Source organism: Rhizobium etli 8C-3, from assembly GCF_001908375.1.
GTDB lineage: Bacteria > Pseudomonadota > Alphaproteobacteria > Rhizobiales > Rhizobiaceae > Rhizobium > Rhizobium etli_B.
The window spans coordinates 3,064,489-3,077,344 of sequence record NZ_CP017241.1; the positions used below are offsets into that span (position 1 = coordinate 3,064,489).

Genomic DNA, 12,856 nt, shown 5'->3' on the forward strand with positions numbered 1-12,856 from the left:
CCTCACGCCTCGGGACCCGTTCCATCGATCGTAAAAATCGGCACCGATTGCGACTTGCCGCGCACGGTAGTCTCGCCGAGCGGACGCGCCGCGAACCTGCCGCACGTCCGCGCAAACGTCTCGCCGCTCAGGACAATCTCTATGCCGTTCTCCTTAGCTACTCCGACGAGGCGGCTCGCGAGGTTTACGACATCTCCGATCGCGGTGTAGCTTAGCCGCTCTACCGAGCCGATGTTGCCGACCAGCGCAGTGCCGCTGTTGATGCCGATCCTGACCCGCACCCTGTCGTGCTGAGGTGCCAGTGGAGGCATCGCATGCATCGCGTCTCGGATAGCCTTGGCGGCGCGGCAGGCGCGGAGCGCGTGATCGGGCTCACGATTCGGCGCGTTCCAGATTGCCATAACAGCGTCGCCGATGAACTTGTCGACGGTTCCGCCTTCTGCGTGGATGGCGGCGATGGAAAGCGTCAGAAAACGGGTGAGATGCGGCTCGACGCCGGCACCGAGTTCTTCCGTCATCTCCGTGAATCCGGGCAGATCGGCGAAGAGGACGGTGATGTCGGTGACCTTGCCGCCGGGCTTGGGCTCTATGCCCCCATCGACCAGCGGCTTGACGACATCAAGCGGCATGAAGCGGGCGAAGGCCGATAGCCCCGAAGACATCCTCTTCAGTGCCGCCGAGAAATCATTGAGTTCAGCCAGCAGGGTGGGCGTGTGGCTGACGGCATTGTGTTCAAAGCGTTCGACTGCGTGCAGTTGTTGGACAAGCCGGGCGAGCGGTCGAGCGAAGAGCAGTCGGGCGAAGACAATGGCCGTGACCGCAGCCAGCAGCGCAATGCCTGCGATAATGACGAGAACGCGCTTGGTGTTCTCATCGATGTCGCCGGCGAAGGTGGAGCGCGGAATGGCAGTCAACAACCGCCAGTCCTCGAACGGAAGCGCGCTCGACGAAACGAAGATGGGGCCGAGCGCGTCAGTCTGCTGGAGCGTGCGGAAGACGCTTCGGGAATTGGCGCGGCGTGCCGACGCGACAGCAGAGGAAAGTGCATCGGCCTTCGGAAAATCAGCGAGATGGGCGGCCATGACGCCATCCGACGGTTCAGACGTAGCGAGAACGATGTCGTCCTTTGCGAGCACGTAGACTTTGCTCTCGGAGGGGATGTTGAGGTCCTGCAGCGTGAGCGACAATTGGCGCAGGCTGACCGCGACCATGATCACGCCTTCGAGCCGCCCGAAGGCCTCGACACGCTTTGAAAGGACGATCGAAGGCTCGAATCCACTCGGCAGGATGTCGACCACGGTCCAGACCGGCTCCGTACTGTCCTTGCCTTTGCGATACCAGCGAGAGCCCTCGGTCACATAGGCGCTCTCGGTCTTGAGACGCTCCTCAAAGATGATGTCGCCGGCGATTGGCCTGTAACGGTCCAGGCGCAATTGACGGAGTTCGCCGGGGGCGGCCTTGGCGATTTCGATCATCTCGATTCGGCTGTCAGGCGCTGAATGCGAACCGAAGAAGCGCCCGTCGGGGAAACCGAATCCGATCCAGGCGATCGCGGATTGCTCGCGCAGCAGCGAGAGGAAAAGGAACTCGCGCTTGACCTCATCGTCGGGCTTGATGGCGCCTTGAAAGAAGATCGAACGAATGACCTCCGCCGTGCTGGACACCTGTGCCAGCTGTGAGGCCAGTTCGTTGCGGACGGCACCTGCGCTCTGAGCATCGAGGGCCGCCACGACATTGTCGACATTGGCGCTCGCGGTGCGTTGCCAAATGAGATGGACCAGTCCTGCCGTCGAGAGAACGGCGAGCAGCAGCAGCGCGGTGACTGCGCGGCCCATCTTCACACGTGGCAGGAAATCAGCGCTCATGGCGGTCGGTGATGAGGCGGGCGCTCCGCTCGTAGCTCAGATAGGCCAGGCCCCAATCCATGAAAACGAGTAGGCGATTGCGGAAACCGACCAGGAACCAGAGATGGGCGAGGTTCCAGACCAGCCAGGCCGAAAAGCCGGAGAGCCTGAACCGCCCAAAATCGGCCACCGCAGCCTTGCGGCCGATCGTGGCGAGATTGCCACGGTGCCGGTAGCAGAATGGCTCGACGGGATCGCCAGCCATGAGTGCGCGGATGGCGCGTGCGACATGCTTTCCCATTTGCTTGGCGGCAGGAGCGATGCTCGGAACAGGGCAGCCGTCCTCGTTCTTTACCGCAGCGGTATCGCCGATGACGAAGATGTTGTCATGGCTTGGGATGTTCAGTCGCTCGTCCACCATCGCACGACCGGCTCGATCGGCCTCGGCGCCGAGCCATTTGGCAGCCTTGGATGCCATGATACCGGCAGCCCAAAGTACACAACCGGAACGGATCTGCCGCCCATCGGCGAGCATGACGCCCTCGGCGTCGCAGTGGGTGACGGCGTTGGTCGGCAGCACTTCGACGCCAAGGCCCTCGAGCTGGCGCTGCGCCATTGCCGAAAGACAGGCCGGCATGGCAGGCAGGATGCGGTTGCCGGCTTCGACCAGCACAACGCGCGCCGAAGCGGCATCGATGTGACGGAAATCGCGAACCACCACCTTACGGGCGAGCTCCGCGATGGCGCCGGCCATTTCGACGCCGGTCGGCCCGCCGCCGATCACCAGGAAGGTCAGCAGCGCCTCGCGGCGCTTCTCGTCCTGGGTGACCTCGGCGCGTTCGAAGGCGGAAAGAATGCGGGCGCGGATCTCGGTTGCGTCTGCGATCGTTTTCAGACCTGGTGCGCTTTCGGCCCATTCCTCGTGGCCGAAATAGGCATGGCGGGCACCAGTGGCAACGATCAGGTAGTCGTAGGGTATGGCGCGGTCAGCGGTTTCGACGAGCTGCATCGCCTTGTCGATGCGCTCCACACGCTGCATGAGCACGGTCACATTCCTCTGGCGCGACAGGATGCGGCGGATCGGCATGGCGACCTGTGCCGGGGAAAGACCTGCCGTCGCCACCTGGTAGAGCAGCGGCTGGAAGAGGTGATAGTTGCGGCGGTCGATGACCGTGATATGGACGTCGGCACCCTTGAGCCCCATGGCTGCGGCAAGCCCGCCGAAGCCGGCGCCGAGGATGACCACGCGGGGGCGGCCATTCCCGGCGAACGGGCGGATCATATTCGGCGCACCGCCTGTTATCGCGCTCTCGGCTTCGATCCGCATGGCTTAGCGCTCCCGCGAAAAGAAGCGGCCGGCGAAATGGTCAAGCGAGATCATGCCCGCGCCGCGGGCGAAGATGAAAAGCAGCAGAGCCGCCCAGGTCAGGTGCTCGCCCCAATGGCCGGGATAGACGAAAACCTGGATCGTTGCCACGACGGCGAGCAGCATCACTGCGGCGAACCGCGAGAAGAGACCGAGGAACAGCAGGACTGCACCAGAGAGTTCCGCTGCGGTGGCAAGCACTGCGGCAGCACCCGGATCGAGCACGGGAAGCCGATACTCGAAGGCGAAGAGCTGGACCGTGACCGGCCAAGAGACGAGCTTGCTCTGCGACGATTGCCAGAAGACGTTCGCCACGGCGGCCCGGGCGACGAGCTGGACCACTGAGAGCGGCACGGACGAGGCGATGCAGAGCGCGTGAGAGTAAAGACCGGCTAGGCCGGCTCGTTTATGCATGGATACGGGTGTCATCATGGTCATCGATCCATTCCTTCAGTTGAGGTTTGCTGGCAGGTGCCGGACGTGGGTGACTAGTCCCTCGGCGAAGAGGCTACCAAGCGAGGCAACGAGGTCGAAGTCCGACATGCGGTTTGCGGCCTTCATCACCGCTGGTTCCAACCCGCGCCTGTTCTTGAGCGCGCGCAGGAAAGTGTAGTGGGCACCGTTCACACGCAGGAAACGGACGCTGTCGCGGTCGCGCCAGAGCGCAATGCGCTGAGGTTGACGCTTGATGTCGCGGAGCAGTTCCAGGTCGCCGCTCGCCTGGTGCGCCGACCAGATGTCGAGCGCCGGCCAGCGGCAGAAGAGCAGCCGCAGCGACGGCTGGAGGACAAGGTCTGGAATCGTGCCACTTCCGCCGCGCTGGAGTTCAGCCATGGTCGCGGGTGTCAGGACCGCTGCATCGAGCGCTTCGGCGATCCGCCATTCGAGCCGCGCGGTGTCGGCGATGAAAGGCAAGGACTTGAGGTCGTCGAGCCGGGCGAGGAAATCGGCAAAGTCGCTTCCGTAGCGTACCAGCCGCGCCTCGGACGGAGGACCGACGCGTATGAAACTTGCCGCGACGTGGCGGAAATAGCGTTCACCGATCAGGCTGACGGTCACCGGAAACACCGACACGAGCGTGGCCGTCAGCGATGCGAAGGTATTGTTGCGATAGATGTTGAAGCGGCGCATCGGGTCGAAGCGGTTGCTAATCTCGAAAGAAGAACGAAGGTCCGGCCCGGGACGGCTGAGTATCTTCGCTGCGACGGCATTTTGGAGCGCGAGGTCAGACAGCATGGCGCGCCCTCTTCGTGACCGAGTTGCTTGCGAAGACCGAGGGCGTGATCGTGGTCAATGCCGCGATGGCCGGCATGGCGCCGTGCGCCAGGTTGCTGGTCGAGGGCAGTGCGAGCCGCTCGAACCGCCGATCTGGCTTGTGGGCAATTTGTGGTGTAGCGCGCTTCTCGAAGCTGATCGTTGCCGCCATCATGTCGGCCCACATGGCCTCGCCGAGCAGCACGTCGAGATCAGGCACTTCGCTATCCCACTCGATCAAAGTCGGACGCTGGCCGATACGTCTGAGCACGTAGGCATAGAGCGACCAGACCGCGGGCGGTACGCGCGAACCGTGGTCATCGATGAGAACCACGTCGCCGTCGACCTCGTTCACGGCGTGGCCGGCGAGATGGATCTCGCCGATTGCTTCAGCGGGCAGTTCGTCGATGAAGGCCTTTGCGTCGAAATTGAGATTGCAGGCCGAGACATAGACGTTGTTGACGTCGAGGAGCAGGCCGCAGTCCGTCCGCTTGACAAGCTCGGCCAGAAACTGCGCCTCGGTCATGGTGGAATTGGCGAAGGCGATGTAGGCGGACAGGTTTTCGATGAAAACCCGGCGCTGCAGCATGTTCTGCAGCTGGTCGACATTGGCAGCGACGATTTCGAGCGCATGTTCGTCGTAACGCAGCGGCAACAGATCGTTGAGATAGGCGCCGTCGCCAACGCTCCAGGCCAGATGCTCGGAAACCAACCCTGGCTGAAACCGGATGCACACTCTGCGCAACCGCTCCAGATGGTCTCGATCAAGGCCCGAAGCGCTGCCCAGCGAAAGGCCGACGCCGTGCACCGACAGCGGATAGGTCTCGCGCAACTTCTCCAGCGCATCGACGGCGGCTGAATTGCCCATGTAGTTTTCGGCATGGATTTCCAGCCATCCCGCCGCAGGGCGGCGGGAGATCATTTCAGAAATGTGCCGGGAGCGCAGACCAATGCCCGCTGCATCCGGTACTGGAAGACTGGGAAATATCTTGGACATTGGTCACTCCTTCATATTGGCTGAATGAAGATTAAAAGGCCTCAGGTCTTGGGTTCGATCGCTCCGCCGGAAATCTTGGCGCAGGTGCCGGCAGGCACGTAGATCCAGGCATCGCCCTGGTTATCGGCGGTCGAGGTGCCGGCGCAGGAATGGGTAGCCGTCTGGCAATCGTTGAGGCTGGCCTTGACGACGCCGTAGCACTTCTCGAACGAGAATTCGGGCTGTGCGGCGGGGCCAGCGAAGGCGTTTGAGGTCGCCATGGAGGTCATGGCGGCAAGGGCGGAGCCGATGAGGATACGAGTGGTGTTCATTGAAGGGTCTCCTGGTTGAGGTTCGATCAAACCGCCTACCGGCTTGACTGGAGTTACTTTCCCGCATCGATGGTGATGTTTGAAATGCTGTTGCGGCATGGTTTCGATGACTGGCGCTATGCGCCTGCAGTGCCTCGAGCAGGCAAAAAAAAGCCCCCTCCGGTGGGAAGGGGCGAGGCGGCATGCCGGGAGGGAGCTGCCGAAGCGGGAACCAGTCGAAAAATCAAAGGTATCGTTCGCGGATATCGACGGTCGATCGTTTGCCAATATCCTGGTAATTGGCGAGCAGCCACATGTCGGCGCATTCTCGGCCCCGGTCGCGGAGGTCGACCAACGCACCCCAGTCGGCATTGAGTTTACTCGACACGGAGAGGCTCTTCATCGTCTCGTCGTCAGCGATGCCGTGCACGAAGATCCGCTTCAGATTGCCGGACCTTTCCGGCGAGGCGTCGATCAGGTCGGTGACGAAAGCCACCGCTCGCATTTCCCTCAGCAACGACGAATTGAAGCTGATCTCGTTGATGCGGTTGAGGATTTCGGGAGCCGTGCGCGGCACCGCGGTTCGCTCGATTGGGTTGATGTGGACGATCAGAACATCGGGCGTGTCGCAGCCGTAGATCAACGGGAAGATCGCGGGGTTGCCCATGTAACCGCCGTCCCAGTAGAACTCCCCGTCGATCTCGACTGCCTGGAACAGGAAGGGCAGGCACGCCGACGCCATGACCGCTTCGATCGAGAGCTCGTCATTGCCGAATACCTTGACCTTGCCGGTCCGCACATTGGTCGCGCAGATACTGAGCTTGACCGGGCAGCGCGCCATCCTGATCGCGTCCATGTCGATCGACTGTTCGAGAACCTGCCGCAGCGGGTTGAAATTGAAGGGATTGAACTGGTAGGGCGACATCAGCCGCGTCACCATGTCGAACATCATGAAGGCGGGCGAAAATTCGAGCGCCCGCGAGCCGGTGATCTTGTCGAAGATCGTCGGTTGCAGCGGTCCGGATGCGGCCGCATGGCTGACACGCCGCCAGAAACTGGCGAGCGCCGTCTGTGCGCCACTCCGTCCGCCCTCGGCGAGGCCATAAGCAAGAACCGTTGCATTCATCGCACCGGCGCTGGTCGCGACGATGCCTTCGAAGGATAGGTTGGGCTCATCGAGCAGGCGGTCGAGAACCCCCCAGGTAAAGGCGCCGTGCGCACCGCCGCCCTGGAGCGCCAGATTGATCATCCGCGGCCCGCGTTCGTGGGAGGCGGCAGCCGTACTGTCGGCGGTCGTTTTCCTGACGTCTGCATGCTTGTTCATGGAAGTCCCTCCCGATTTGCCCCGATTGGCATTGTCAATGCGCCGTCCAGCCGCCGTCGACTGGAACGGCCGTGCCGGTGATGGAATTCGCGAGATCGCAGCAAAGAAAGACGCTGAGCGCGCCGATTTCCTCAACGGTTGCGAACCGCTTGGTCGGCTGGTTCTTTAAGAAAACATCCCTGATCACGGCATCGCGGGCGATGTTGTGTGACTTCGCCTGGTCATCGATCTGCTGCTCGACGAGAGGCGTCCAGACATAGCCCGGGCATATCGCATTCGATGTCACGCCGAACTCGGCACCTTCAAGAGCAACGGCCTTGGTGAAACCCACGATGCCGTGCTTGGCGGCTACATAGGCGGATTTAAAGGGCGAGGCGATCAGGCCGTGGGCGGAAGCAACATTAATAACGCGGCCATATCCACGCTCGCACATGCCGTCAAACGTCGCCTGGACGAGATGGAAGGCCGCCGAAAGGTTGATCGCCATGATCGCGTCCCACTTCTCCGGCGGAAAAGTGCCGACCGGCGAGACATGCTGGATGCCGGCATTGTTGACGACGATGTCCACCTGGCCGAACCGGGCCTTTGCGCGTTCCACCATCATCAGGATTGAATCGCGCTTTGACATATCGGCGCTGTCATAAGCGACGTCGACATCATTGCTCTCGGCCATCTCTGCACGCAGGGTCTCGATCTCCACTGGATTGCCGAAACCATTGAGCATGACGGAGGCGCCCGCCCTGGCAAGCGCATGGGCAATGCCAAGGCCAATGCCGCTGGTCGAGCCCGTCACGATAGCCGTGCGGCCTTCGAGCATCTTGCGGCCGGCCAGGGCCTCAGTTTCGGTATCAAGCACGTTGAGCATCGCATTCTCCATCTCTTGCGGCGCCACGATCCGTGGCTACCCGATAAGAATGGCGCCCCCGTTGCCATAAGAGAAATGCCGCTCTCTAATAGAATTGATAAATCCATGGCATTGGATGAAGATGGAATGCGGGACCAGAATAGATGCACTGGCATTTAAATGGATCGTTCGGGGGAGCGGATATGGATATCCATCACATCCGGTATTTTCTGGCCGTTTGCGAAACGCGCAATTTCACGCGTGCGGCGCAGAAGTGCAATGTTACGCAACCCGCCTTAAGCCGTGCGATCCAGCAGCTTGAGGACGAGATAGGTGGACTTCTTTTCCGGCGCGAGCGCAACCTCACGCATATAACCGATCTCGGCAATCTCCTGCGTCCACGCTTTCAGCAGGTGCAGGACGAGCTCCTTGGCGTCAAGTCGGAAGCATCGAAGTTTCTCTGCCTCAATGACGCCCACCTAAAAGTCGGCATCATGTGTACGATCGGACCGCGCCGCTTCACCGGCCTGCTCACTGATTTCAATTTGGGGCACAAGGGCATCCAGCTCCAACTCGTCGAGGGCATTCCGGCCAGGTTGTCAGAGCTGCTGGAGCAAGGAGAACTGGACGTCGCAATCATGTCGAGCGCCGACAACTTTCCGGAACGCTTCGATGTGACGCCGCTCTTCCGGGAACGGTTCATGCTAGCCTTTCCGGCCGGTCACCGCCTCAGCCAATACGACGCTATTCCGATCTCGGCAATTGATGGCGAGATATATCTGCGCCGCGTCAACTGTGAGTATTGGGATTATTTAACGGATCTCTGTGACGCCCAGGGGGTGAGCACCATTGTTTCCTATTCCAGCGAACGAGAGGACTGGATCCAGAATCTCGTCGCCGGCGGGCTCGGCATCTGCTTTATTCCGGAATATAGTGCTGTCGTGCCGGGCCTGCAGGTCCGACCCGTCGCGGAGCCCGAGGTTACGCGCGAAGTCTGTCTGGTTACCGTTGCCGGCCGCCGCTTCTCTCCCGCTGTTTCGACCTTCGTCGGCGCTGTCAAATCATATGGCTGGGCGACGACTCCGCTAACCCGCCAGAATGAATATTTGAACTGAAACAATGACCTACGCCCGGCATTCAGCCGATGCGGGCGTTTTCCGCGCGTCTTCATTTTCACCATAGCCTCAGGCTATGGAATTCAGAATGAGGCGGCATTTCTCATTGACCATCGACTCCTCCATCCTCCTCGTCATGCCCGGCCAGAACGCTTCATCCGGGCCTAACAAGGAGAACTCTGATGAAATTCGAACTCAACGCCAAACGCGTGACGCTTGCCACAGTCCTTGCCCTAACATCCTTCACTATAATACCAGGCGGACATGCCTATGCCGGAGAATGCCCGGCCGACCAGGTCGCAACCGAGGGCATGCAGCCCGGCGAAATGATGCCGAAGGACGTCACCGATGAGGTCATCTCCTCAATCGACCTCGCCTCCAAGGGCGATGCCTGGAAAAACAGCGCGCTGCGCATGCGCAAACTTATCGTACAGCCAGGCGGTGTCGTACCGTGGCATTCGCATGAGACGCGCCCGGCAAACATCGTGATCGTTTCCGGATCGATCACCGAATACCGCAGCACCTGCAAGGTGCCGGTCGAACACAAAGCGGGCGACGTGACGGCCGAATTTGGTGCGCTGTCGCATTGGTGGAAGAACAATGGCAGCGAGCCGGCTGTTCTTTACTCCGCCGACATCCTGACATCCGAAGAGCACAAAAACGAATCCATGTGAGCTTTCCCCAGGCTCGCTGACAGGCATCTCCGTCAGGCCGGAGATGCCGCACCGATTCACCCAATCGCTGGAGCGATCGCCATGACGGGCATAGAGAATGGCCTTAATCCGCCACGCACGAGCTTCGGCTCTGCTGCTGCCGATAGCGCGCGCTTCGCCGTCATCGCGCTTATCGCCTTCCTGACACTGGTCGATCTCTTTGCCGCCCAGGCGATCGTGCCCGCGCTCGTCGCGAAATTCGAGGTCAGCCGCGCTGCCATTGGATTCGCCGTCAACGCCAGCACGTTCGGCATGGCCGTAGCGGGGCTCGGTGTCGCCTTCTTCGGCCGCGGGTTCGATCGGCGCAATGGCATCTGGATCAGCCTCGCGCTTCTGTCAATTCCGACGACGGCGCTGGCGTTCACCGACGATCTCTCGATTTTTGCGGCACTTCGTGTCGTTCAGGGCCTGTGCATGTCAACCGCTTTTACACTGACCATGGCCTATCTCTCCGAGCACTTCTCGCCTGCCCAGGCGAGCGGCGCGCTGGCCGCCTATGTCACCGGCAATGTCGCAAGCAATTTTTTCGGCCGCATCGTATCCGCAGCCCTCGCCGGCCTCGGAGGGCTTGAAATCAACTTCCTCACCTTCGCGGCCCTCAATCTCGCCGGTGCGCTGCTCGCCTGGTCGACGCTCAAGAAAACCTCGAAAATGATGCAAACCAGCGAGGACGGCTCGTTCAACATGCGCCGTTGGGCCTATCATTTCGCCGACGGAGAACTCCGCCGCACCTTCGCGATCGGCTTCCTTATCCTGTTCACCTTCATCGGCACCTTCACCTACGTGAATTTCCAGCTTGTGGCCCTCGGCTTGACGCCGATGACGCTTGGCCTCGTCTACCTGGTCTTCCTGCCCTCTATGCTGACGACACCGATGGCAGGAAAGCTCGCCGGCCGCATCGGGGCAAAGCTCGGGATCATCTCGACGCTCGGACTTGCGGTCTTTGGCCTCGCCGCACTCCTGAGTGCCAGATTGCCGTTGGTGTTATCCGGACTGGCGCTGGTGGCGATCGGCACGTTTCTCGCCCAGGCGATCGCCACCGGACTGGTCGGACGGCGAGCGATCACGGACAAGGCAGGGGCCAGCGGAATCTATCTCGCATCCTACTACACGGGCGGTCTCGCGGGCAGTCTCGTGCTTGGTCAGGTTTTTGATCATCTGGGCTGGCGAGCTTCTGTCAGCGTGCTCGTCGCAGCGATGCTTGCGGCGATCGTGATCGCCTTTCCCATCGGCTCAATGCCCGGTCCGTCCCGGCGATAATCTCCAATCATCGAAACCCACATCGAACGGCATTATCCATGCCGATGATCGCCTGCGACAATGACAAGCGTATCCCACCAACGTCACCAAAGGATGAGGAAATGTTCAGGTTCATCAATCTATTATTCGCATTCACCATACTGCTGTCGGCCGCACTCGGCGTGACATGGAGCAGCGTTGCGCAGGCGGGAAAGCGCGACGGTGTCGTCACGCTCAAAAGCCGATATTCGCTCAGCGAAACGGTCAAGAAGATCAAGGCCGATGTCTCGGCGAAAGGCATCATGCTGTTCGACGATATCGACCAGGCCAAGCTCGGCAACGCTGCCGGCAACAAGGTCCGGCCGTCCCGCCTGATCCTCTTCGGGAATCCTGCCTTGGGCACCACCTTCATTACCGCCAACCCGACTTCCGGTCTGGACTGGCCGGTGCGTGTTCTCATTTATGAGGCGCAGGACGGTTCGGTGAATGTCGCCTACAACGATTTCGACTGGGTTGCCCAACGTCATGGGATCAAAAACCGCAAGAAGGAGTTCCATATGGCGACCGAGGTGATTGAATCCGTCGTTTCATCAGTCCGCAAATGAAGAACCAATACTTGGGCGGGACACCCGCCCAGGTATTTCCACCTACGGTGATGTCGAAGCCGCCTTGAGGGGACGCCGCTTCAATCACCACATATCTCGCGCGCGGGTCATTCCGTGACATGGCCCCTCCATAGAACTGCGTCCATGCGTTCACGCCCTGAGGGTCGCGTTTTGGGTGGAGCGCGAGCTCCCTCTCATGACGGCGATCAAGGGGACGCGGCACCTCTCGCTAAATTAGGAAATGCCGCTGGAAAGTGCGCATGATGAAGTCGACCGACTGATCTGTCGGATGACGAAAATCGTCTTTCATTGGATCAGGGAGAAAAGACGTGATTATTTCGTAAGACGGAAAATAAAAGAACCTCTCATCCTGGGCCGCTTTAGGCTCTCGCATAAGCTCGTCTATTGCGACTCGCAATGAGGCTTTAGACACCGAGTTGGCGGTTATGCATGAAACCGGGCGAAAAGTGGCGGCAAGCGGGACAGGCGACAACGTCACGATGATGGTCGCGTCAGGACGATGAGTCCTTATCAACTCATAGATACGCCTGAGGTTATCAAGGTTTTCGGCCGCACTCATCACCCTGAATCCGTGCCGCTGCGGATCGAAGTCGCGCTTTGGAATAGCACGCCAGAATATTTCGCCGGTGGGCTTGTCGTACCAGACTTCTGAAAGCCCCAGGGTCAGTATGAAAACGTCGGATTTCTCAAAGATTTGTTTCGTCGAATCTCTGACGTCGTCGGAATAATCGCCAGGTACACCCGCCTTGTCATGCCAAAGCTCGATTTTAGGGACCTTTCCTTCAAATGCCCATTCGAACTGTTGGCGGATAGCCGCCGAGTTCACGATACCTTCCCCACTTCTCACGACGTAAGAATTGAGGGTCATGTCGCGGCCGAATACCTGATAGCCTTCATTGTAGAGGAATTTTGTAACCTCACTGGCAAAGCAGCTACCAAATGCTGTGATATAATGTTCTTTGCTAATCAGGGGTGCGGTTGGTAACCATCCCTTTCCAACATACTCGTCGACAGAACTCAGGTTCTTGATCGCCTGCTTGTCGGGATAGAAATTGGTCGTTTCACCGCGATACCAGGTGGCATGAGCGCGCCGCGTCCGTTTTCCCGTCTCATAGAAAATATGGTTCGCGCTCTCCTCTTTCTTCACGAGGCCCAGCGCGCGCTTCACGCGGTAAATGATTGTTTTCTCTGCAGCTGCGGACATAATGTTAAATCCCGATACTCCACTGGTAGATACACCGGTC

At 60.1% G+C, this 12,856-nt stretch carries 13 protein-coding genes; 4 read left to right on the top strand and 9 right to left on the bottom strand.

What is annotated here, in order from left to right; all coding sequences use genetic code 11:
- Window positions 1-2 precede the first annotated feature (2 nt).
- The 8 genes from AM571_RS15305 to AM571_RS15340 all read right to left on the bottom strand — a co-directional run bounded on the left by AM571_RS15305 (window position 3) and on the right by AM571_RS15340 (window position 7,940).
- Window positions 3-1,865, bottom strand: a complete 1,863-nt coding sequence (locus AM571_RS15305) for an adenylate/guanylate cyclase domain-containing protein (RefSeq protein ID WP_074062144.1) — start codon at window positions 1,863-1,865, stop codon at window positions 3-5.
- Window positions 1,855-3,171 (bottom strand): NAD(P)/FAD-dependent oxidoreductase, encoded by a 1,317-nt coding sequence (locus AM571_RS15310; RefSeq protein WP_074062145.1) that lies wholly within the window; start codon window positions 3,169-3,171, stop codon window positions 1,855-1,857. The genes AM571_RS15305 and AM571_RS15310 overlap by 11 nt, the downstream gene beginning before the upstream one ends.
- Window positions 3,172-3,174: 3 nt before the next feature.
- A complete protein-coding gene (locus AM571_RS15315) occupies window positions 3,175-3,648 on the bottom strand; it encodes a DoxX family protein (protein WP_074062146.1) in 474 nt (157 codons plus the stop codon).
- 12 nt (window positions 3,649-3,660) lie between these two features.
- Window positions 3,661-4,446 carry a putative DNA-binding domain-containing protein gene (locus AM571_RS15320; RefSeq protein WP_074062147.1) on the bottom strand — a complete coding sequence of 262 codons (786 nt, stop codon included), beginning with the start codon at window positions 4,444-4,446 and terminating at the stop codon, window positions 3,661-3,663.
- Complete coding sequence (locus tag AM571_RS15325; protein WP_074062148.1) at window positions 4,436-5,461, bottom strand: DUF692 domain-containing protein; 1,026 nt, start codon at window positions 5,459-5,461, stop codon at window positions 4,436-4,438. Before AM571_RS15325 ends, AM571_RS15320 begins: the two co-directional genes overlap by 11 nt.
- A gap of 41 nt (window positions 5,462-5,502) precedes the next feature.
- Window positions 5,503-5,772, bottom strand: coding sequence for a DUF2282 domain-containing protein (locus tag AM571_RS15330; protein ID WP_074062149.1), 270 nt, complete (start codon window positions 5,770-5,772; stop codon window positions 5,503-5,505).
- A gap of 223 nt (window positions 5,773-5,995) precedes the next feature.
- Entirely contained in the window at window positions 5,996-7,075 is a 1,080-nt protein-coding gene (locus AM571_RS15335; RefSeq protein ID WP_074062150.1) for a patatin-like phospholipase family protein, read from the bottom strand.
- A gap of 34 nt (window positions 7,076-7,109) precedes the next feature.
- Window positions 7,110-7,940, bottom strand: a complete 831-nt coding sequence (locus AM571_RS15340; RefSeq protein ID WP_074062151.1) for a 3-hydroxybutyrate dehydrogenase — start codon at window positions 7,938-7,940, stop codon at window positions 7,110-7,112.
- Between the two features lie 182 nt (window positions 7,941-8,122).
- On the opposite strand from AM571_RS15340, the gene AM571_RS15345 reads away from it, so the two are divergent.
- The 4 genes from AM571_RS15345 to AM571_RS15360 all read left to right on the top strand — a co-directional run bounded on the left by AM571_RS15345 (window position 8,123) and on the right by AM571_RS15360 (window position 11,591).
- The gene (locus tag AM571_RS15345) at window positions 8,123-9,034 is read left to right on the top strand and encodes a LysR family transcriptional regulator (RefSeq protein ID WP_074062152.1); all 912 of its coding nucleotides are present in this window, start codon (window positions 8,123-8,125) and stop codon (window positions 9,032-9,034) included.
- Window positions 9,035-9,216: 182 nt separating this feature from the next.
- Window positions 9,217-9,708, top strand: a complete 492-nt coding sequence (locus AM571_RS15350; protein ID WP_074062153.1) for a cupin domain-containing protein — start codon at window positions 9,217-9,219, stop codon at window positions 9,706-9,708.
- Window positions 9,709-9,789: 81 nt separating this feature from the next.
- Window positions 9,790-11,007, top strand: a complete 1,218-nt coding sequence (locus tag AM571_RS15355; protein WP_074062154.1) for an MFS transporter — start codon at window positions 9,790-9,792, stop codon at window positions 11,005-11,007.
- Window positions 11,008-11,108: 101 nt separating this feature from the next.
- Window positions 11,109-11,591 (top strand): DUF302 domain-containing protein, encoded by a 483-nt coding sequence (locus AM571_RS15360; RefSeq protein ID WP_074063271.1) that lies wholly within the window; start codon window positions 11,109-11,111, stop codon window positions 11,589-11,591.
- Between the two features lie 229 nt (window positions 11,592-11,820).
- Here the strand turns inward: AM571_RS15360 and AM571_RS15365 are convergent, their stop codons facing one another.
- On the bottom strand, window positions 11,821-12,816 hold the full coding sequence (locus AM571_RS15365) for a GSCFA domain-containing protein (RefSeq protein WP_074062155.1): 996 nt from the start codon (window positions 12,814-12,816) through the stop codon (window positions 11,821-11,823).
- Window positions 12,817-12,856 lie beyond the last annotated feature (40 nt).